Source organism: Streptomyces fuscichromogenes, from assembly GCF_014645815.1.
GTDB classification, from domain to species: domain Bacteria; phylum Actinomycetota; class Actinomycetes; order Streptomycetales; family Streptomycetaceae; genus Streptomyces; species Streptomyces fuscichromogenes.
In genome coordinates this window covers 612,707-633,328 of sequence record NZ_BMML01000001.1, presented here as the reverse complement: position 1 = coordinate 633,328, position 20,622 = coordinate 612,707, and the positions used below count along the sequence as shown (strand labels likewise).

Below are 20,622 nucleotides of genomic sequence, written 5' to 3'. Positions count from 1 at the left end.
ACGGCGAGGCGGTCCGTACCCGCCAGTAGGGGTACGGACCACCTCGGATCGAGGGTCGTATCACACCGTTTTGTCACGGAATGTCGACCAGTTTTTACCGCCGTTTCACTCGTTCGTGAGCGGGTCGGCTCACATGTCGATTGCCGTCGGGGTCAGTTGTCGAGTGCTGTCAACGCCTTCTTCACCAGAGCGGCACGATCGGCCGCGGAACTCACCTGTTCCAGGCCGAAACCGAGCAGCACGGTGCGGTCGGTGGTGACGGCTCCGTAGGTCTTGAACAGCGCCCCGGTCCGCTCCCAGTCCTTGAGGACGGCCGGGCTGCCCGCGGGCGGTCCGGTGACGCTCCAGGGACCGAGGGAGGTCTCGAAGCCCTCGGTCTCGGTGGCCGTGCCGCCGACCACGAGCGAGGCGTCGTCGACGAGGACGCCGTGCCCGCCGGTGCCCGGGTCGGTGATGTAGGCGAGGGAGACCTCGACGGACTTCCCCGCATAGGCGCTCAGGTCGAAGCTCACCGGCTGCCAGCCCGCCGAGCTGCCGGTGAAGCTGTTCCAGGCGCCGCTGGTGCCGCCCGCGGTGCACTGGTTGTCCGCGATGGTCAGGTAGTGCCTGAGCCACGGGTGCTCGGCGATCAGGAAGCCGGCCCCGCACTCGCTCGGTACCGCGCTGCTGGTGGCGCCGCCCTTCTCGGGCAGGGTCGTCCAGTCGTCGCTGCCGACGACGTGCGCCTCGACCACCGCGTGGTCGTAGCCGGGCTCGGTGTCCCACAGCAGCTTGGCACTGAGGGCCGGCTGCTCGGCCGCGGTGACACCGGTGAGGTCGATGGTGCGGGTGAGGCGCTTGTAGGCGTCGTCGGTGTGCACGGCCGCGGCCATGTACGACCCGGAGTACGGCCCGTACGGATTGACGGTCCCGGCGAACTGGCCCGCGCCCGAGCTGGCGAACTGCGGGTACGTGCCGGGCGAGAGCTCGTCGGAGGTGACGGCGTAGGTCCCCGCCTTGTCGAGCGGGTTGGCGGACGTGCCGCTCAGGGCCCCGCTGAAGCCGTCCAGCGTGCCGGAGCCGGTGAAGCCGGTGGCCCCGGGTGTCGACGTACGGGAGTAGGCGCCCAGGTAGTACTGGCTGAAGTCGTCCGACGGGGTGCCGTCACCGAGGTTCACGCTGCCGCCGGCCAGCTCCCCCGCCTCGATCAGCCTGCCGCCCTCGTTGAGGTAGGCGCGCAGCTGGAGCTGGGTGTCGTTGCCGGGGCCGCTGGTGCCCGAGTAGTGGACGACCGTCCTGAAGTGCTTCAGCACGCCGAGCGCGTCCGGCGCGCCCTGGCTCGCCACGTCCCAGACGACCGCCTTGTGCCCGGCCGCCTTGAGCGCGTCGACGTAGGTCTGCGCCTGGGTGGCCTTGGCACCCTCCTCGGCGACCACCAGGGTGTCCGCCCTGGGCAGCTCGGCGACGGTGTAGGTGAAGTGCGCGCTGGAGACCTTCTTGCCGCTCTTCGTCTTCCCGGTGAACCACACCTCGACCCTGTCGCCCGGGTCGCCGCCCTTCACCTTGGCCCGGTACTCGTCGAAGTAGAGGTTGTCGTGACCGCCGTAGGTCTCGCCGCCCTTCCAGGGCTTGAGCGCCCTGTCCAGCGTGCGGCCGCCGTTCACGCGGTACTTGAGCTCCTTGTCACGGATCGCCTTGCGGACGACGGCGGAGACCTCCTGGTCGGCGCCGCGCGAGTAGGACGTGGTGAACGTCGCCGGGGTGAAGTCGGCGGCGCTCAGGCCGACCGAGGAGACCGGCTGGTCGGGGTGGGCGGCGGTCTCGGCGACCGAGAGCGCGAAGGGGATGTTCTTCTCGAACTCGTCCTGGATCAGCTTCTCGTCGTCCGGGAAGTTGAAGACCGACTGGCAGTCGGCGGCGTTCCAGGCGTCGTTCGGATCGATGTTCGAGGCCGTCTGGCAGGTCGACATCTCGGGGGTGAACATCGCCATGCCGTTGACGTTCGACGCGTGGCCGTCCGCCTCGCCGTTGGTGGTGTACAGCTCGGAGGAGACCTGCGAGTGGTAGCCGGGGATCGCCGGGTTGTCCGGGGTGCCGGCCAGCGCCTTGTAGAGGACGTCGTCCGGGGTCGGGGTGGCCACCTGCCAGCCGACGCCGTAGAGGAGGAGCTCCGCGGCGGAGTGGTAGTTGATGCCGTACGTGAACCCGATCCGCTTCTCGAAGACGTCCAGCGCCCTGGTCTCGGGCTCGGACTCGGGGCTCGCGCCGCGGTAGGTCTCGCTGGTGGGGTTGGGGGACGAACCCTCGTCGTCGTAGCCCCACTTGTAGCCGAAGTTGCGGTTGAGGTCGACGCCGTCACCCGTGCCGATGACCCCGTCGCCGTTGACGTCCCGCAGGTTCTTGCGCCACAGGCGGGTGTCGGAGTTCTGGAAGGTGTAGTCGTAGCCGTCCGGGTTGGCGGACAGCACGAACCACAGCTCGGTCGAGTCGACGATCTTCTTGACGCGCTTGTCGGTGCGGTAGTTGTCCAGGTAGTAGTGCATCAGCCGGCGGGTCATCTCCGGCGTGATCCACTCGCGCGCGTGCTGGTTGGACACGTACAGCACGGAGGGCTTGGAGCCGTCCTTCGAACTCTTCGCGCCCTTGGTCAGCCTGAGCGCGAGGATGTCCTGTCCGTCGACCGTCTTCCCGATGGACTCGACCTTGGTGAGACCGGGGTTGGCCTGCGCGGTCGCGAGGATCTCCGCCTCGAGACCGCCGGCGCCGCCGTACGGGCGGAACACACCCTGCGCGGCGCTCTCGGCCCGCGCCTCGGCCCTGGCCGACACCGTGTGCTCGGTGAGGTCGACGCCCTGCTTCGCCAGCTTCTTCGCCTGCTGGTCGGTCAGGTACAGCTCGACCTCCGTCCTGCCGGATCCGGTGACCTGGTCACCGAGTTCATTGCCGTCCTGCCCGGCTTCGAGCAGAAGGGGAATCTGTTTCTTGGTGACGTCCGCGTGGAAGACCTTGACCTGGTCGGGGTCGGTCTTCCCGGAACCGCCGTTCTGCGCCTGGGCCACGGGCGCGAGCGCGGCCCCGCCGATCAGGAGCGCGCCGACAGCGAGGATCGATCTCGCTCTGTGTCTCATGAACCCCCCTAGCAGTGGTTCGCCACGACGGCGAACTCCTGCCAGGCTCATGACACTTCATGATCCAGTCAAGGCTGCCTCATGGCCAGTTCACGGTGGCTTAAAAGAGATGCAAACACCGGTGCCGGCGACCGTCACGGACGCCGGCACCGACGGGGTGACGGTGCCTCAGCCTGCGAGGTTGTCGGCCAGCTCCTCGGAGAGGTTGGCCTCGGTGCCCGGGATGCCCAGATCGGACGCCCGCTTGTCGGCCATCGCGAGCAGACGACGGATCCGGCCGGCGACGGCGTCCTTGGTGAGCGGCGGGTCGGCGAGCGCGCCCAGCTCCTCCAGGGAGGCCTGCTTGTGCTCCATGCGCAGCCGGCCGGCCGCCGCGAGGTGCTCGGGAACCTCGTCGGCGAGGATCTCCAGGGCCCGCTGGACCCTGGCCCCGGCGGCCACGGCCGCACGGGCGGAGCGGCGCAGGTTGGCGTCGTCGAAGTTGGCGAGGCGGTTCGCGGTGGCGCGGACCTCGCGGCGCATCCGGCGCTCCTCCCAGGCCAGCACCGACTCGTGGGCACCGAGACGGGTCAGCAGGGCGCCGATCGCGTCACCGTCACGGACGACCACCCGGTCCACCCCGCGCACCTCACGGGCCTTCGCGGCGATGGACAGCCGACGGGCGGCGCCGACCAGCGCGAGCGCGGCCTCCGGGCCCGGGCAGGTCACCTCCAGGGAGGAGGAGCGGCCGGGCTCGGTCAGCGAACCGTGCGCCAGGAAGGCGCCGCGCCAGGCCGCCTCGGCGTCGCAGGTGGCCCCGGAGACGACCTGCGGGGGAAGGCCCCGGATCGGCCTGCCCCGGCCGTCCACCAGGCCGGTCTGGCGGGCCAGCTGGTCGCCGCCCGCCACCACCCGCACGACGTACCGCGAGCCGCGGCGCAGCCCGCCGGGTGCCATCACGATCAGCTCGGAGCTGTGGCCGAAGATCTCCAGGATGTCCCGCTTGAGGCGCCGGGCCGCCATCGCGGTGTCCAGCTCCGCCTCGATCACGATGCGCCCGCTCACCAGGTGGAGGCCGCCCGCGAACCGCAGAATGGCGGAGACCTCCGCCTTCCGGCAGCAGGTCCGGGTGACGGGTAGCCGGGAGATCTCGTCCTTCACCGCTGCCGTCATCGCCATGGGCCGATCCTTCCATGCATCCGAAAAATACGGTCGTACGCGGCGGCCAACAGCTCCGGGTCATGCCGGGGTGAACCGTCGGTCCGGGCCACGGGGCCCAGCTCGACCGCGGCCCCCAGCCGCTTGGCGGCCTCGGTGAGCGAGTCGCGGTCGGGCACGGCGGCCTCGTCGGCCAGCACCACGTCCAGGGCGAGTTTAGGGGCGTGTCGCCCCAAAACCTCCAAATGACGCTGCGGAGAGAAGCCCTCGGTTTCTCCCGGCTGGGGCGCCAGGTTCAGGGACAGGACCTTACGGGCCTTGGTCTCGGTGAGCGCGTCCAGCAGATCGGGGACGAGCAGGTGCGGGATCACCGACGAGAACCACGATCCCGGGCCCAGCACCACCCAGTCCGCGTCCAGCACGGCCTCGACCGCCTCGGGCACGGCCGGCGGGTCGTGCGGCACCAGGTGCACGGACTGCACCTCGCCGGGCGTGAGCGCCACGGTGGCCTGCCCCCGGACGATGTCCACCTCCTCGGGCCGCTCCGGATCGTGCCCCTTGACCAGGGCCTGCAGCTCCAGTGGCACCGCGGACATCGGCAGCACGCGTCCGTGCGCGCCGAGCAGCCTGCCGACCAGGTCCAGGGCCTGGACGTGGTCGCCGAGCTGTTCCCACAGGGCGACGATCAGCAGGTTGCCGACCGCGTGCTCGTGCAGGTCGCCCTTGGACTGGAAGCGGTGCTGGATGACCCGGGCCCAGGTCTGACCCCAGTCGTCGTCACCGCACAGGGCGGCGAGCGCCTTGCGCAGATCACCCGGGGGAAGGACGCCCAGCTCGTCACGGAGACGCCCGCTGGAGCCGCCGTCGTCGGCCACGGTGACCACGGCGGTGAGGTCGCCGGTGATCCGGCGCAGGGCCGCGAGCGACGCGGACAGTCCCATGCCGCCGCCCAGGGCGACCACCTTGGGCTGGGTGCCGCGACGGCGCGGCCGGGCGCCGCGGGCCTCGACGGGACGGCCCGTGCGGGACTCGGGCACCATCCGGCGCAGCCGGCTCAGCCGTGGAGTGCGCTCGGTCACTCGCGCCCCATGTCCCGGTGCACGACTACGGTCTCCACTCCCTCGGCGGCCAGGCGGGCGGCGAGCTTTTCGGACACGGCGACCGAGCGGTGCTTGCCGCCCGTGCAGCCGATGGCGATCGTCACGTAGCGCTTGCCCTCACGCCGGTACCCGGTCGCGATCAGCCGCAGCAGCTCGGCGTACCGGTCGAGGAACTCCTTGGCGCCCGGCTGATTGAAGACGTACGCCGACACCTCCTCGTTGAGGCCGGTGTACGGGCGCAGCTCCGGCACCCAGTGCGGGTTGGGCAGGAACCGCATGTCGGCGACCAGGTCGGCGTCGACCGGCAGGCCGTACTTGAACCCGAACGACATCACCGTCGCCCGCAGCTCGGGCTCCTCCTCACCGGCGAACTGGGCGTCCATCTTGGCGCGCAGCTCGTGCACGTTGAGGCTGGAGGTGTCGATCACCAGGTCGGCGTCGCCGCGCAGCTCGCGCAGCAGCTCCCGCTCGGCCGCGATGCCGTCGACGATCCGGCCGTCGCCCTGGAGGGGGTGCGGGCGGCGCACCGACTCGAAGCGGCGGACCAGAGCGTCGTCGGAGGACTCCAGGAAGACGATCCGGCGGGTGACGCTCCGGCTGTCCAGGTCGGCGAGGGACTCGCGCAGGTTGTCGAAGAAGCGCCGGCCGCGCACGTCGACCACGACCGCGATCCGCGCCACGTTGCCCTGGGAGCGGGCGCCCAGCTCGACCATGGTGGGGATGAGGGCCGGCGGGAGGTTGTCCACGACGAACCAGCCGAGGTCCTCCAGACACTTCGCCGCCGTCGAACGGCCGGCTCCCGACATGCCGGAGATGATCACCAGCTCGGGGATGGCCGCCTCGGGCACCCCGGCCGGGGTGACGTCCGTACTCACTTCTGCTCCGTTTTCCTGGACCGCTTCGGCTTCCGCTTCGTGCGGCCGGTCCTGGCGCGCCTCGTCGTGCGCTTCCTCGGGCTCGCCCTGCGTCTCACTGAACGCCGGATCTCGCTGTGCTGTGGGGTGTGCGTCGCGCTCGGTCATCTCTCCTGGCCCCGTCGATCGTCCGGGGCGCCCGCGGGTACGGGCTCCCCCGAGGCGTCCGCCGTCGTCTCGGGCGCCTCGTCTTCCCTGTCATCCATGATCTCTCCGGTCGCCGTGTTCACGGCGGGTGCGGCCGGGGCCGCCTGGGCGAGGGCCACCGCGATGGTCTCGGCCGTCTTGCGGCCTATCCCGGGTACTTCCTGGATCTGCTCGATTGTGGCGGACCGCAGCTTCTTCACCGAGCCGAAATGCTTGATCAACGCTTGTTTGCGGGTTTCGCCGAGGCCCGGTACGTCGTCCAGGGGGCCGGAGCGGAACCGCTTGGCCCGCTTGGTGCGCTGGTAGGTGATGGCGAAGCGGTGCGCCTCGTCCCGGACGCGCTGGAGGAGGTAGAGGCCCTCGCTGGTGCGGGGCAGGACCACGGGGTCGTCGTCCTCGGGCAGCCAGACCTCTTCGAGGCGCTTGGCGAGACCGCAGACGGCGATGTCGTCGATACCGAGCTCGTCCAGCGCCCGCCGGGCGGCGGCGACCTGCGGCCGGCCGCCGTCGACGACCACGAGCTGGGGCGGGTAGGCGAACTTCTTGGGGCGTCCGTCGTCGTCCTTGAAACCGTTGACCGGGGCGGCGTCGGGGTCGGTTCCGATTCCGTTTTCCGTTCCGCTTTCCCCTCCGGTTTCGGAGGGGGCGGGGGTGCCCTGGTCCGTGCGGGTGTCCTCGGCGTCGTCCTCCGCCCACTCGCCGGTCCGCTCCTTCTCGGCGAGGTAGCGGCGGAAGCGGCGGGTGATCACCTCGTGCATGGAGCGCACGTCGTCCTGGCCGGCGAAGCCCTTGATCTGGAAGCGGCGGTACTCGCTCTTTCGCTGGAGGCCGTCCTCGAAGACGACCATGGAGGCCACCACGTCGTCGCCCTGGAGATGCGAGATGTCGTAGCACTCGATGCGCAGCGGGGCGCTGTCCAGGTCCAGGGCGTCGGCGATCTCCTCCAACGCGCGCGAGCGGGTGGTGAGGTCGGAGGCACGCTTGGTCTTGTGCAGGGCGAGCGACTGCTGCGCGTTCCGCTGCACGGTCTCCATCAGGGCCTTCTTGTCGCCGCGCTGCGGGATGCGCAGCGAGACATTGGCCCCGCGGCGGTCGGTGAGCCACTGCTGGACCGGCTCGACCGGCTCGGGCAGGGCCGGGACCAGCACCTCCTTGGGGACGGCGTCCCCGGTCTCCTCGCCGTACAGCTGCTGGAGGGCGTGCTCGACAAGGGCACCCGTGGTGACGTCCTCCACCTTGTCCGTCACCCAGCCGCGCTGCCCGCGCACGCGTCCGCCGCGCACGTGGAAGATCTGCACGGCCGCCTCCAGCTCGTCCTCCGCGACGGCGATGAGGTCGGCGTCGGTCGCGTCGGCGAGCACGACCGCGCTCTTCTCCATGGCCTTCTTCAGGGCCTCGATGTCGTCGCGCAGCCGGGCGGCCCGCTCGTACTCCATCTCCTCGGCGGCCTCCGTCATCCGCTTCTCCAGACGGCGCAGGTAGGTACCGGTGCGGCCGGCCATGAAGTCGCAGAACTCCTCGGCCAGTTCGCCGTGGTCCTGCGGGGAGATCCGGCCGACGCAGGGGGCCGAGCACTTGCCGATGTAGCCGAGCAGACAGGGGCGGCCGGTGCGGGCGGCGTTCTTGAACACCCCGGCCGAGCAGGTGCGCACCGGGAACACGCGCAGCAGCAGGTCGACGGTGTCCCGGATCGCCCACGCGTGGCCGTACGGCCCGAAGTAGCGCACGCCCTTCTTCTTGTGACCGCGCATCACCTGGACCCGCGGGAACTCCTCGTTCATCGTCACCGCGAGGTACGGGTAGCTCTTGTCGTCGCGGTACTTCACGTTGAACCGGGGGTCGTACTCCTTGATCCAGGAGTACTCCAGCTGGAGCGCCTCGACCTCCGTGGACACCACGGTCCACTCCACGGACGTGGCGGTGGTGACCATCGTCCGGGTGCGGGGGTGCAGGCTCGCCAGGTCCTGGAAGTAGTTCGCCAGGCGCTGGCGCAGGCTCTTCGCCTTTCCGACGTAGATCACCCGACGGTGCTCGTCACGGAACCTGTACACCCCGGGAGAGTCGGGGATCTGTCCCGGCTTGGGGCGGTAGCTGGAGGGGTCGGCCATGTCTCACACCCTACTGGCGAGCACCGACACCGCGACGGGCCTGTGGACAACCGTCCGAGCAGAGGTCTCCCGGGGTCGCCTGGTCGCCTGGTCGCCTGGTCGCCTGGTCGCCTGGTCGCCTGGTCGCCTGGTCGCCTGGTCGCCTGGTCGCCTGGAGAGCGGATCACGGAATCGGACACCTCGGTGACGTCGCGAGCCGTTCCGGCATGCCGCACTCGCGGGCCCGGTGCGTGACCGGCACGGAGCCGCCGGGCCGATCGTGACGGATCTCGCGCGGCTTCCTCCCCAAATCTGCGCCTTCCGCACGAACGATCTCCGGCCTCCTGGCCGACGGCGCTATCGCCGCGCCCGCGCAATCCCGCCGGTCACGGGGTCGTGCCTCGGCCAGGTGGGCGCTCCGGACCGGCCGAAGGTGTTGTCGGGGATTGGTCAACACGCTTCAATGCGGGGGAACTCGGGGCCGTGAGCGACGGCCAGCGGACGCGGCGTACCCCCCCTGGTGCCGCCGCCCCGGCACCGACGGGCTGGCCCCGAACCGCGTCAACGGCCTGACCAGCCGTTGAACCCCCCGACAGAAAGGCCCTCTGCATGCGGCACGGCACACAGCACGCGGACGTCGCCACCGCGGAACTGGACTCGGCCCTGCGCGGCGGCCCCTTCCATGTGGCCCTGCGCGCCGCCATCGCCGCCCGGGGGCTGCCGCTCCAGCGCGTGCAACACCACCTGTCGCGCTACGGCGTCAAAGTGGGGGTCACCAGTCTGAGCTACTGGCAGCAGGGTGCCCGCCGCCCCCAGCGCCCGGAGTCGCTGCGGGCCGTCCGCGCACTGGAGGAGATCCTCCAGCTCCCGGACGAGTCCCTGATCCGGCTGCTCGCCGAGACCGACCAGGGCCCGACCGCGCGCCGCCCCGCCACCCGCTCGTACCGCTCGCTGATCGAGGCCTGTGACGTCCTGGACCGGTTGCAGGACGAGCTCGACTGGTCCCTCGACGGCGGCCTGCACACCCTGGGACACCACGAGCGGATACGGATCGGCGGCCACCGTGAACTGGCCGCCCGCGAGTCCCAGCACATCGTCCGCGCCCACCGGGACGGCGTCGACCGCTTCGTCGCCGTCCACCACGGCGACCCCGGTTGCGCCCCGCAGCACATGACCGTGCACGCACTGGAGAACTGCCGCGCGGGACGCGTCCGTTCGGACCAGGAGACCGGGCTCCTCGTCGCCGAACTCCTCTTCGGCACCCGGCTGCGCTCCGGCGACACCTTCCTGTTCCGCTACGCCGTCGAGGACGGCACGGCCGGTGTCTCACGCGAGTACGTCCGCGGTTTCGGCTTTCCCGGCGGCCAGTACACCCTTCAGGTGCGTTTCGCCGCCGACGCGCTGCCGACCCGCTGCCACCGGTTCGCCCAGCACTCGGCGGCGGCCCCGCGCAGCGGCCGGCAGACCCTGCCGCTGAGCGGGCTGCACCGCTCCGTCCACCTGGTCGAGCCCCGGGTACGGCCGGGCCTGCTGGGGATCGGCTGGGACTGGGAGTGAGCCGACGCTGAGACCCCGCCCCTCGCCCCGCCCCCGGTTCCCCGGGATCAGGCGCCGGGTCCCGCCACGATCCGGCCGTTCGCCGTCTTCACCGGCAGTTCGTCCAACGGCTCGGTGGCCGGCGACCGCACCACCTTCCCGGTCAGGGCGTCGAACTCGCTGCCGTGACAGGGGCAGACCAATGTCGTGTCCTGGAGTCTGTTGATCGGGCACCCCGCGTGCGTGCAGATCGTGCTGAACGCCTTCAGGACGCCGCCGGCGGACCGGCTGACGACCACGTTGTGATCCCGGTAGAGCTGGGCGCCGCCCCTCGCGACCTCGCTCTCGGCTCCGAGGTCGACCGGCGCGGTCGGCGTGGCCTGCGCCGTGGCCGCCCCGCCGGGTGCCTTGCAGGCAGCCGCCCCCAGCCCGGCGACCGAGGTGACGGCCGCTCCACGCAGGACGGTACGGCGACTCGCAGAGGGACACGCGGTCACAAAAGGCTCCTGGCGGATCGGTGCGGTGAGAGCGGTGCAGGGCGGTGCGGTGCGGTGCGGTGCGGTGCGGGACGACCCTACCTGGGTGGATCGTCCCGCTTCGGGGTGGGGTGCGGCACTGGAGCGTGAAGGGGACGGGGCTGGGCCTGGGGCTGACCCGGCAGGACGTAAACGCTTGCGCAAGCGTTTACGCGGACGCGTCGCATGAGGTAGCTTCCCGGCCCAGGGCCCACGGAAGGCTGAGCGGATCCCGGTGGCCCGAGCCGGAACCGAGGAGTTCCTGCCCAGGTCCGGAGGCGACGGGAAGCGACGAGGGGAGCCTCATGCCCACCATGGCCGACGTCGCGCGGAGCGCCGGTGTCTCCGTGGCGACCGTCTCCCACGTGCTGAACGACACCCGGCCGGTGCTGCCCCACACCCGTCAGGCAGTCCTCGACGCCATCGACGAGCTGGGCTACACGCCCAACACCCTCGCCCGCTCGCTGGTGACCTCCCGCACCCGGTCCATCGGGCTCGCGGTGTCGGCGATCAGCAACCCCTACTTCACGGAGATCCTCCAGGGCGTCGAGGCCGCCGTCCTGGAGCACGGCTACAGCCTGCTCATCGCCGACCCGCACGACGACCCCGAGCATGAACGCAAGGTCGTCCAGCTCCTCCACGAGCGCCGCGTCGACGGCCTGATCGTCGCCCCCTCCGCCGCCCCTCGGGCACTCCTCGACTACCTCGGCCGCCATGCCGTGCCGACCGTCCTCCTGGACCGGGTCATCGACGACCGTGCGGACAGCGCCCCGCCCTTCGACCAGGTCTGCGCCGAGAACACCGGGCCGATGGCCCGGCTCGTCACCCACCTCGCCGGTCTCGGGCACCGCCGGATCGGGCTGGTCGCGGGGCTGCCCGGACTGAGCACCACCGGCGAGCGGATCTCCGGCTACCGGCAGGGGCTGGCCACGGCCGGACTGCCCCTCGACGACACCCTGATCGCCCCCGGCGACTCCGCATCCTCGGGCGCCGAGCAGGCCACCGCCGCGCTGCTGTCGCTCGCCGCCCCGCCCACGGCGCTCGTCACCGCCAACAACGCGATGACCATCGGCGCTCTGCGCACATTGCGCGCGCGGGGCCTCTCCGTACCGGACGACATCGCCCTGTGCTGCTTCGACGACTTCGCCTGGGCCGACCTCTTCTCCCCCCGGCTCACCGCCATCGCCCAGCCCAGCAGGGAGCTCGGCGCCGAGGCGGTCCGGGTGCTCCTCGAACGGCTGGCCTCACCCGACCGGCCGGCCCGGACCGTACGGCTGCCGTGCACCTTCGCGCACCGGACGTCGTGCGGGTGCCCGGAGGAGGGCTGCGCGGGGCCGGCAGCCGCGCGGGGACCACGGGCCCCACGGTCCGCGCGCCCCCGGCACCCCGGGCAGCCCGAGAACCCCGAACGCCCCGAACACCCCGAACACCCCGAACACCCGGAGAAAGGAACCCTCTCGTGATCGTCGTCGCCGGTGAAGCACTGATCGACCTGGTGCCGCAGGGCACTGGCGCCCTCGCGGCCCTGCAACCGGCGCTCGGCGGCGGCCCGTACAACACGGCCGTGGCCCTCGGCCGCCTCGGCTCCCCCACCGCGTTCTGCTCCCGCGCCTCCGCCGACGCCTTCGGCACGGCCCTGCTGGACGGGTTGCGGCAGGCGGGTGTGGACGTCTCCCTCGTGGAGCGCGGTCCGGAACCGACCACCCTCGCGGCCGCCACGATCGGTCCGCAGGGCTCGGCCTCCTACTCCTTCTATGTCGAGGGCACCGCCGACCGCCTGTTCACCGCCCCCGCCGGTCTTCCCGCCACGACCCGTGCCGTCTCCTTCGGCACGCTCTCGCTCGTCCTGGAACCGGGGGCGAGCGCCTATGAGGAACTGATGCGCGAAGCGGCCGGGCAGGGCCTGTTCACCGCGCTCGACCCGAACATCCGGGCGAGTCTGATCGCGGATCCGGACGCCTACCGGGCGCGTTTCAAGAGCTGGCTGCCCTCGGTGACCCTCCTCAAGCTCTCGGAGGAGGACGCTCTGTGGCTGGGCGGCACCCCGCACGAATGGCTGTCGGCGGGCCCCTCGGCCGTGGTGATCACCCACGGCGGTGACGGTCTCAGCGCCTTCACCCGCGACGGCACCGTGTACGCCGTCCCTGGTGAGGAGGTCGCCGTCGTGGACACGATCGGCGCCGGCGACACGGTGAACGCGGCTTTGCTGCACGGCCTGGCGGCGCAGGACGCCCTGTCGGTTGAGGCGCTCCTGGGACTGGGCTCCGACGGCTGGACGAGTCTGCTGCGTTTCGCGGCGCGGGCAGCCGCGATCACCTGCTCCCGGGCGGGCGCGGAACCGCCGTATGCCGCCGAACTCACGGACCAGTAGGGGGTGTTCGGCTCGCTCGCGCCGCTTCCCACGATGCCGCCGATCGCACTGATCTCGCTCTGATCTCGCTGTTGAGGAGTCAAGGTTCACCGTGGCCGCGGGAATCGGGCGGCTGATGATGGAACGAGCGGTGCCCCGCGGGAAGTTCCCGCGGGGCACCGCACTTTTCTGGATTTTTCCGAACCGTCCGTCCGGCGGCCTCGGCGGCCTCAGGCCTTGCGGGCCCGTGTCGTCCTCTTCGCGGGCGTCGCCTTCTTCGTGGCTCCGGCCGCCTTCTTCGCCGTCGCGTTGTCGGCGGTCGTGACGGTCGTGGCGGTCGTGGCGGTCGTGGCGGTCGCCGTCTTCCTGGCCGTCGTCTTCGCCGCGACCGTCTTCTTCGCCGGCGCCCTGCGCGGGGCCTTCACCGAGCTGGCGTCGCTGACGCGGTCGGCGCCGAGGATCTCGCGCAGGAACTTGCCGGTGTGGCTGGCCGGGACGCCGGCCACCTCCTCGGGTGTGCCCTCCGCGACGACGAGTCCGCCGCCGGCACCGCCTTCCGGACCCATGTCGACCACCCAGTCGGCGGTCTTGATCACATCGAGGTTGTGCTCGATGACGATGACCGTGTTGCCCTTGTCGACGAGGCCCCCGAGGACCTTCAGCAGCTTGCTGATGTCCTCGAAGTGCAGGCCGGTGGTCGGCTCGTCGAGGACGTAGACGGTGCGCCCGGTGGAGCGCTTCTGCAACTCGCTGGCGAGCTTCACACGCTGCGCCTCACCGCCGGACAGGGTGGTCGCGGACTGGCCGAGGCGGACATAGCCGAGGCCGACGTCCTTCAGCGTGTTGAGGTGACGGGCGATCGACGGGACGGCCTCGAAGAACTCGGTGGCCTCCTCGATCGGCATGTTCAGCACCTCGGAGATGGACTTGCCCTTGTAGTGGACCTCCAGGGTCTCCCGGTTGTACCGGGCGCCGTGGCAGACCTCGCACGGGACGTAGACGTCCGGGAGGAAGTTCATCTCGATCTTGATGGTGCCGTCGCCCGCGCAGTTCTCGCAGCGGCCGCCCTTGACGTTGAAGGAGAAGCGGCCGGGCAGGTAGCCGCGGACCTTCGCCTCGGTGGTCTCGGCGAACAGCTTGCGGATGTGGTCGAAGACGCCGGTGTACGTCGCCGGGTTCGAGCGCGGGGTGCGGCCGATGGGCGACTGGTCGACGTGCACGACCTTGTCGACGAGGTCGTCGCCGTCCACGCGCGTGTGCCGGCCGGGGACGTTCCGCGCGCCGTTCAGCTCGCGGGCCAGGTGCGTGTACAGGATGTCGTTGACCAGCGTCGACTTGCCGGAGCCGGAGACACCCGTGACGGCCGTGAACACACCCAGGGGGAAGGACACGTCGATGTCCTGGAGGTTGTTCTCCCGGGCGCCGTGCACGGTGAGCCGGCGGGACGGGTCCTGCGGGCGGCGGATGTCGGGCAGCGGGATCGACTTCCGGCCGGACAGGTACTGGCCGGTCTGCGACTCGTCGTTGGCCAGCAGTTCCTTGAGGGAGCCGCTGTGCACGACCTTGCCGCCGTGCTCGCCGGCGCCGGGGCCGATGTCGACGACCCAGTCGGCGACCTTGATGGTGTCCTCGTCGTGCTCGACGACGATGAGCGTGTTGCCCATGTCGCGCAGCCGGACGAGGGTCTCGATCAGCCGGTGGTTGTCGCGCTGGTGCAGGCCGATCGACGGCTCGTCGAGGACGTACAGGACGCCGACGAGACCGGAGCCGATCTGGGTGGCCAGGCGGATGCGCTGGGCCTCGCCACCGGAGAGGGTGCCGGCCGCGCGGTTCAGCGACAGGTAGTCCAGGCCGACGTCGACCAGGAACCGCAGCCGCTCGTTGACCTCCTTCAGCACCCGCTCGGCGATCTTCTTGTCGCGGGCGTTGAGCTTGAGCTCGCCGAGGAAGTCCGCGCAGTCGCTGATGGACATGCCCGAGACCTCGGCGATCGACTTGTCCATGATCGTGACCGCGAGGACGAGCGGCTTCAGGCGCGTGCCCTGGCAGGTCGGGCAGGGCACCTCGCGCATGTAGCCCTCGAAGCGCTCGCGGCTGGCGTCACTCTCGGCCTCGCTGTGCCGGCGCTTGACGAACGGCACGGCGCCCTCGAAGGGCGTGGTGTACACGCGCTCACGGCCGTACCGGTTGCGGTAGCGGACCTCGATCTGGGTCTTGTGGCCGTAGAGCAGGGCCTTCCTGGCGCGCTGCGGCAGCCCGGCGAAGGGGATGTCGGTGCGGAAGCCCAGCGCGTCCGCGAGGGCACCGATCAGGCGGCCGAAGTAGTCCTTGGTGTGGCCGTGCGACCAGGGGTGGATGGCACCCTCGTCGAGCGACTTGTCCTCGTCCGGGACGATCAGCTCCGGGTCGACCTCCATGCGGGTGCCGATACCGGTGCACTCGGGGCAGGCGCCGAAGGGCGAGTTGAAGGAGAAGGAGCGGGGCTCCAGCTCCTCGAAGGACAGGTCGTCGTAAGGGCAGTACAGGTGCTCCGAGTACATGCGCTCGCGCTCCGGGTCGTCCTCGGGGAGGTCGACGAAGTCGAGCACGACCATGCCGCCGGAGAGGCCGAGCGCGGTCTCGACGGAGTCGGTGAGGCGGCGCTTGGCGGTGTCCTTCACCGTGAGGCGGTCGATGACCACCTCGATGGTGTGCTTCTCCTGCTTCTTCAGGGTCGGCGGTTCGGAGAGCTGGATGGTCTCGCCGTCCACCCGTGCACGGCTGTAGCCCTTGGTCTGGAGGTCGGCGAAGAGGTCGACGAACTCGCCCTTGCGCTCGCGCACCAGCGGCGAGAGCACCTGGAAGCGGCTCCCCTCCGGCAGCTCCAGGACCTTGTCGACGATGGCCTGCGGCGACTGGCGGGAGATCGGGCGCCGGCACTCGGGGCAGTGCGGCTTGCCGATGCGCGCGAAGAGCAGCCGCAGGTAGTCGTAGACCTCGGTGATGGTGCCGACCGTCGAGCGTGGGTTGCGCGAGGTGGACTTCTGGTCGATGGACACCGCCGGGGACAGGCCCTCGATGAAGTCCACGTCCGGCTTGTCCATCTGCCCGAGGAACTGGCGGGCGTACGAGGAGAGCGATTCCACGTAGCGACGCTGGCCCTCGGCGAAGATCGTGTCGAAGGCCAGTGAGGACTTGCCCGACCCGGACAGCCCCGTGAAGACGATGAGCGAGTCACGCGGCAGGTCGAGCGAGACATTCTTGAGGTTGTGCTCGCGCGCGCCACGGACGATGAGACGGTCGGCCACAGCCGGTCCGCACCTTTCTTGAGAGAAGTGGCAGGGGCAGGGCCCCGTGCCTTCTTCAGACTAGGGGGAGCCACTGACAACGCCGGTCGGATTCCTGGATGTGCGAACAATCCCGGACCATCCAGCATGCCCGACGCCGCCACCGACGATATAGCACGCGCATTCGATTTACGCAGCTCGCGTGAAACCTTCACCCGAAGGTGTGGCGGGGCTACTGTCAGCCCCATGATTGATCACGCTCATGACCTGGCGTCCCTACAGGAAGCGACCGAACGGCTCCTCACCGCGGTCGCCGCGCTGGACAACGCGGTCGGCGCGCGACCGTCACGGTTGCCCGGCTGGACGGTCGGCCATGTCCTGGCCCACCTCGCCCGCAACGCGGACGCGCTCGCCAACGTCCTGGACGGACGTCCCATGTACGCCTCCGCCGGGGCACGGGACGCCGACATCGAGCGTGACGCGCCGCGCGCGCTCGCCGTGCACCTCGACGACCTGCGCGAGAGCCACGCCGGGTTCCGGGCCCGTGCGGCCGGGCCCGCGGACTGGACGCGCACGGTGGAGCTGCGCAACGGGGTCACCGACAGCGCGGCCCGGGTGCCGTTCCGCCGCTGGGCCGAGGTGGAGCTGCACCATGCCGACCTCGGGATCGGGTACGAGCTGGAGGACCTGCCGACGGAGTTCACCGAGCGGGAGATCGACTTTCTCGCGGAGCGCTTCGGCGGGCACCGGGAGGTCCCGTCGACCGGTCTGCGCAGCGACAGCGGCCGGGTCTGGACCACCGGCGGCGGCGCGCCGGGTGAGCCGGTCGCCGTGCAGGGATCCGCCGCCGACCTGCTGGGGTGGCTGGCCGGCCGCCGCGACGGCTCGGCGCTGGTCGTGAAGGGCGGCACCCTGCCCGTGCTTCCGCCGCTGTGACGCGCGGCGCATCGGCGCCCGCTCGCCGCTATAGGCTGATCGCCATGACGTACAGCGGAGCGGTGACGGTCGGCGGACCGGCGGACGTGCACGAGCTCAAGGACCTGATGATCACCAAGATCGCGGTCGGTCCGATGGACAACAACGCCTATCTGCTGCGTTGCCGCGCCACCGACGAGCAACTGCTGATCGACGCGGCGAACGACGCGGAGACGCTCCTGGGCATGATCGGTGACGACGGCATCGCGTCCGTCGTCACCACCCATCAGCACGGCGACCACTGGCAGGCGCTGGCCGAGGTCGTCGCCGCGACCGGTGCGCGGACGTACGCGGGCCGCGAGGACGCCTCCGGCATTCCGGTCAGCACCGACGTCCTGGTCGGCGACGGCGACGTGATCCGGGTCGGCCGTGTCGAGCTGACCGCCCGCCATCTGGTCGGGCACACCCCGGGCTCCATCGCCCTGGTCTACGACGACCCGCACGGCCATCCGCACGTCTTCACCGGGGACTGCCTCTTCCCCGGGGGGCCTGGGCGGACAACACGCCCCGAGGACTTCGAGTCGTTGATGTCGGGCCTGGAAGCGAAGGTCTTCGTGCTTCCGGACGAGACCTGGATCTACCCGGGCCATGGCAACGACACCACGCTCGGCGCCGAGCGGCCTCACCTCGGCGAGTGGCACGAGCGGGGCTGGTAGGTCGGCGGCATCGCCACCCGGTGGCCCCTGGGGAATAGCCGCGTCCCTGGCAGTCGGTCGGAGCCACCAGCCACCGCGCGAGGACGGTCAGCCGAAGAGCTCCGTACCCGCCGCGACGGCCGCCTGGACAGCTGCATCGGCACCCGCCGCCGCAGCTGCGGGCAGGGCAGGGCAGGGCAGGCGTGACGATGCGTGCGATTCGACGCATGATCCTGCGGCCCCGGGTCGGCTCGGCTCCTTCGCTCTCAAGAGCGTCAGTCTCGTCGTGCGCACTCAGCTGGACACCGTTGCCGACATGCTCGGAACTCAGTTCCCGAAGGTCAAAGCGATGCCGCTGGAGGCGAAGGAGGATCTGACCGCGTTCGCGGACTTCCCGCCCAGGCACGGGAAGAAGATCCAGTCGACGAACCCGCTGGAGCGGGTGAACCGGGAGATCAAGCGCAGGATCGACGTCGTCCGGATCTTCCCCAACGACGACGCGCTCATCCGACTGGTCACCGCAGTGCGCTTCGAGATGCACGACGATTGGATCGCCTTCCCCCGCCGCCACCTCCCCGAAGGCAGCATGGGCGAGATCTACCGCGAACTCCCCGAAAGCGCCCTCGCGCTACCCAAAACCCCGAAAACGCCCGTCAGCCGATCCCCCACACCACGGCGAGGGACACGACCGGAGAGCTTGACGCGGCTCACATACAACACCACGAACATCACCCAGAAGAACTGAGAAGCACCAGCTCACAGCCACGGCAACAACCCATGAGAACTGGGCGACGACAGCCGCCCCATCACACCACCCTGGGTTGCGGAGGAGGCATTTTTATTCGGTCAGTTGTTCAGCGAATCGGGCCACGGATGCGGGTTCTGTGTTGTTGAGCTTCTGGTCACGCTGCATCACCCGCGCGTACCGCACCAGGTCGCACGGCTCGAGGGTCGCCAGCCGCTCACGTGCGGCCTCGAGTAGCCTGCTCGCGGACTCCAGCAGTCCGGACTCCTCAAGGGGGCGCGCAGGCAGCCGCACCCCTTCGCAGAGCAGTCGCGGTATGGCGCGCGTGAGGTGAAGTCCGCCTATCTCCCGGACGGTCAGGGAGAGATGAGCCGACAAGCCCTGATCGCCCACAGCGGAATGGGCATATCCGCGCGGGATGTAGAGCACTTGCCCTTTGGTCACTGTGGCGTTCAGTAGAACGGGGCCAGCGTCTCCCGACACCTCTCCGGCCTGCCAATGGTGATCAGGCGGGCCGCTTCGGACTGTCCACCGCTTGCTGCCCGCCACTTGCAGGAGGAGCACATCCGCGTCATCCCGATGCACGGCAAGCCCTTGCCCTCCCGGTGGCGTGACGAAGAAGAAGGCCTCCACTCGCCGGCCCACCTCGTCTGCGAGCCGAGCTACCAGTTCGGCCGTGGGGCGGTGCCACTGCTCGGTGTTCCGCAGAAGGAGTGTCGCTCCCTTCTGCAGAAGGGCGAGTATCGCTGTGCTGTCAGCAAAACCGACGACCGGTTTCGAACCCACTTCACCTGCTTCCGTGTATTCCTTGAGCGCCATGTCCTTACCCGCTCGGACCATCTCGACGTGGGGAGACCTGAGCGTTCCCCCGGCCAGAGCGGCGTCAATGTCGTCAAGGCTCATGGGTGGAGGCGGCGCCGTGTCGAAAACCGCGGGTTCTCGCCGCCAATACGTGGAGCCAAATGCCTCGACATCGCCCACCCAACGATGCATTTCGGTCGAATTCATGGGATTCCTATTTCGTGAGAAAATGCGCGCCCAGCGTGTGCCGACTGCATGAGGTGTGCCGTCAGCCAGCGCTCTGCATGCTGCTGTTTCCCCAGAGGTGGCTCATGACGGCGAGTTGCATGCGGTTGGCCGCCCCTGTCTTTGCCCGCAGGCGGCGCAAGTGCGTGTCGACGGTACGCGGGCTGATCCCGAGCCTTCTGGCGATACTGCCGTATGTGAGACCTTCGGCGAGGAGCGAGAGAACCTGCTTTTCGCGAGGAGTGATTAGGGGTTGTGTCGAGTTAGTCGAGCTCACCGTGACTCCCTGATTCTTCGGGACAGCGCGATTTCCGGTTGAAGCATGGGGGCGCGATCGCTCACCCTCCCCAGGAGTTGTCGCCTATGACGGGGTTATAAGAAAAGTCATGAGAAGCAATTCTTTGTGGCATTACATGCCACTTCGGCCCGCGACCCATGACGAGAATGTCATCGCGTCGGCGCCGGTCTCCAGCACGCTCCCTCTTCAGCAAGTGGCCTGGCAGCATGGGGAATGGCGAGCAGAACAGGCCGAACCAGACTTATCTGAATTCTGTGGACCTCCAGCGGCAAACACGAGGGCGAGTAGCGGGGGCAACGCTGGGAGCGCTCTGGCCAGTCGTCGGCGGAAAGCCCGCGGAAGGTCGCCGGGAGGCGTCACCTGCGACCACGCAGAAGTCGGTGGGGATATGCGGACCGGATGCTGCCGGCTCAGAGGCTCGCCGCTCAGCTGGGCAGGCCCGTGCGAACCGTCCTCAGCAAGCAGGCCCAGCTGAGCGTGCGGCTCGGGCTCCCTGCGCCGTTCTGGTCCACCAGACCTCGGGAAGCGGGCCCTGGATGCTCCTGCCCCGCACCGGCGAACACCCGGCCTATGAGAAGAGACCGTCCGTGCAGGTCGTCGGATGCCGGCCCCACACCACGACGGCGCCCCAGGGCTCGTCCTGTACGGGGATGAATGCGACCTCACGGCCGAAGGCGATGAGCCGTCCGAAGAGTTCGTGGAGGGAGGCGTCGTGCTGCATCGCCTCGGACGTCGCCTTCGGCTTGCGCGAGCTCCCGCCCGGCTGGCACATGATCAGCTTGCA

15 protein-coding genes and 1 pseudogene are annotated in these 20,622 nt (G+C 70.0%); 6 read left to right on the top strand and 10 right to left on the bottom strand.

Features of this window, described 5'->3' with window-relative positions; translation table 11 throughout:
- Window positions 1–152: 152 nt before the first annotated feature.
- From IEZ11_RS02825 to uvrC, 5 genes are all read right to left on the bottom strand, one after another.
- Window positions 153–3,107: a M14 family metallopeptidase gene (locus IEZ11_RS02825; RefSeq protein WP_189260902.1), complete on the bottom strand. Its 2,955-nt coding sequence runs from the start codon at window positions 3,105–3,107 to the stop codon at window positions 153–155.
- 168 nt (window positions 3,108–3,275) lie between these two features.
- A complete protein-coding gene (whiA, locus tag IEZ11_RS02820; protein WP_089100932.1) occupies window positions 3,276–4,265 on the bottom strand; it encodes a DNA-binding protein WhiA in 990 nt (329 codons plus the stop codon).
- Window positions 4,256–5,323 carry a gluconeogenesis factor YvcK family protein gene (locus IEZ11_RS02815; RefSeq protein WP_189260901.1) on the bottom strand — a complete coding sequence of 356 codons (1,068 nt, stop codon included), beginning with the start codon at window positions 5,321–5,323 and terminating at the stop codon, window positions 4,256–4,258. Before IEZ11_RS02815 ends, whiA begins: the two co-directional genes overlap by 10 nt.
- The gene (gene rapZ, locus IEZ11_RS02810) at window positions 5,320–6,366 is read right to left on the bottom strand and encodes an RNase adapter RapZ (protein ID WP_189260900.1); all 1,047 of its coding nucleotides are present in this window, start codon (window positions 6,364–6,366) and stop codon (window positions 5,320–5,322) included. The genes IEZ11_RS02815 and rapZ overlap by 4 nt, the downstream gene beginning before the upstream one ends.
- Entirely contained in the window at window positions 6,363–8,513 is a 2,151-nt protein-coding gene (gene uvrC / locus IEZ11_RS02805) for an excinuclease ABC subunit UvrC (protein WP_189260899.1), read from the bottom strand. The genes rapZ and uvrC overlap by 4 nt, the downstream gene beginning before the upstream one ends.
- A gap of 588 nt (window positions 8,514–9,101) precedes the next feature.
- On the opposite strand from uvrC, the gene IEZ11_RS02800 reads away from it, so the two are divergent.
- Window positions 9,102–10,049, top strand: coding sequence for a hypothetical protein (locus tag IEZ11_RS02800; protein ID WP_189260898.1), 948 nt, complete (start codon window positions 9,102–9,104; stop codon window positions 10,047–10,049).
- Between the two features lie 47 nt (window positions 10,050–10,096).
- Here the strand turns inward: IEZ11_RS02800 and IEZ11_RS02795 are convergent, their stop codons facing one another.
- The gene (locus IEZ11_RS02795) at window positions 10,097–10,525 is read right to left on the bottom strand and encodes a Rieske (2Fe-2S) protein (RefSeq protein WP_189260897.1); all 429 of its coding nucleotides are present in this window, start codon (window positions 10,523–10,525) and stop codon (window positions 10,097–10,099) included.
- Between the two features lie 323 nt (window positions 10,526–10,848).
- Here IEZ11_RS02795 and IEZ11_RS02790 point away from each other — a divergent pair, with 323 nt between their 5' ends.
- A complete protein-coding gene (locus IEZ11_RS02790; protein WP_189260896.1) occupies window positions 10,849–12,006 on the top strand; it encodes a LacI family DNA-binding transcriptional regulator in 1,158 nt (385 codons plus the stop codon).
- Window positions 12,003–12,914, top strand: coding sequence for a carbohydrate kinase family protein (locus tag IEZ11_RS02785; protein WP_189260895.1), 912 nt, complete (start codon window positions 12,003–12,005; stop codon window positions 12,912–12,914). Before IEZ11_RS02790 ends, IEZ11_RS02785 begins: the two co-directional genes overlap by 4 nt.
- A gap of 209 nt (window positions 12,915–13,123) precedes the next feature.
- Here the strand turns inward: IEZ11_RS02785 and uvrA are convergent, their stop codons facing one another.
- Window positions 13,124–16,180 (bottom strand): excinuclease ABC subunit UvrA, encoded by a 3,057-nt coding sequence (uvrA, locus tag IEZ11_RS02780; RefSeq protein ID WP_189260894.1) that lies wholly within the window; start codon window positions 16,178–16,180, stop codon window positions 13,124–13,126.
- 225 nt (window positions 16,181–16,405) lie between these two features.
- On the opposite strand from uvrA, the gene IEZ11_RS02775 reads away from it, so the two are divergent.
- The 3 genes and pseudogenes from IEZ11_RS02775 to IEZ11_RS02765 all read left to right on the top strand — a co-directional run.
- Complete coding sequence (locus tag IEZ11_RS02775; RefSeq protein WP_189260893.1) at window positions 16,406–17,095, top strand: maleylpyruvate isomerase family mycothiol-dependent enzyme; 690 nt, start codon at window positions 16,406–16,408, stop codon at window positions 17,093–17,095.
- Window positions 17,096–17,139: 44 nt separating this feature from the next.
- A complete protein-coding gene (locus IEZ11_RS02770; protein WP_189260892.1) occupies window positions 17,140–17,790 on the top strand; it encodes an MBL fold metallo-hydrolase in 651 nt (216 codons plus the stop codon).
- A 265-nt stretch (window positions 17,791–18,055) separates the two neighbouring features.
- Window positions 18,056–18,382 (top strand): annotated as a pseudogene (locus IEZ11_RS02765) (transposase); the annotation flags it as partial.
- Between the two features lie 225 nt (window positions 18,383–18,607).
- Here IEZ11_RS02765 and IEZ11_RS02760 read toward each other — a convergent pair.
- The 3 genes from IEZ11_RS02760 to IEZ11_RS02750 all read right to left on the bottom strand — a co-directional run bounded on the left by IEZ11_RS02760 (window position 18,608) and on the right by IEZ11_RS02750 (window position 20,559).
- Window positions 18,608–19,522, bottom strand: coding sequence for a JmjC domain-containing protein (locus IEZ11_RS02760; protein WP_189260891.1), 915 nt, complete (start codon window positions 19,520–19,522; stop codon window positions 18,608–18,610).
- A 61-nt stretch (window positions 19,523–19,583) separates the two neighbouring features.
- Window positions 19,584–19,817 (bottom strand): response regulator transcription factor, encoded by a 234-nt coding sequence (locus tag IEZ11_RS02755; protein WP_189260890.1) that lies wholly within the window; start codon window positions 19,815–19,817, stop codon window positions 19,584–19,586.
- Window positions 19,818–20,406: 589 nt separating this feature from the next.
- Window positions 20,407–20,559 carry a hypothetical protein gene (locus IEZ11_RS02750; RefSeq protein WP_189260889.1) on the bottom strand — a complete coding sequence of 51 codons (153 nt, stop codon included), beginning with the start codon at window positions 20,557–20,559 and terminating at the stop codon, window positions 20,407–20,409.
- Window positions 20,560–20,622 lie beyond the last annotated feature (63 nt).

Coding starts and splice junctions, on each gene's coding strand:
- IEZ11_RS02825 (WP_189260902.1), bottom strand. CDS start 3,107: ATGAGACACAGAGCGAGATCGATCCTCGCTGTCGGCGCGCTCCTGATC.
- whiA (WP_089100932.1), bottom strand. CDS start 4,265: ATGGCGATGACGGCAGCGGTGAAGGACGAGATCTCCCGGCTACCCGTC.
- rapZ (WP_189260900.1), bottom strand. CDS start 6,366: ATGACCGAGCGCGACGCACACCCCACAGCACAGCGAGATCCGGCGTTC.
- uvrC (WP_189260899.1), bottom strand. CDS start 8,513: ATGGCCGACCCCTCCAGCTACCGCCCCAAGCCGGGACAGATCCCCGAC.
- IEZ11_RS02800 (WP_189260898.1), top strand. CDS start 9,102: ATGCGGCACGGCACACAGCACGCGGACGTCGCCACCGCGGAACTGGAC.
- IEZ11_RS02790 (WP_189260896.1), top strand. CDS start 10,849: ATGCCCACCATGGCCGACGTCGCGCGGAGCGCCGGTGTCTCCGTGGCG.
- IEZ11_RS02775 (WP_189260893.1), top strand. CDS start 16,406: ATGATTGATCACGCTCATGACCTGGCGTCCCTACAGGAAGCGACCGAA.
- IEZ11_RS02770 (WP_189260892.1), top strand. CDS start 17,140: ATGACGTACAGCGGAGCGGTGACGGTCGGCGGACCGGCGGACGTGCAC.
- IEZ11_RS02760 (WP_189260891.1), bottom strand. CDS start 19,522: ATGAATTCGACCGAAATGCATCGTTGGGTGGGCGATGTCGAGGCATTT.
- IEZ11_RS02750 (WP_189260889.1), bottom strand. CDS start 20,559: ATGCAGCACGACGCCTCCCTCCACGAACTCTTCGGACGGCTCATCGCC.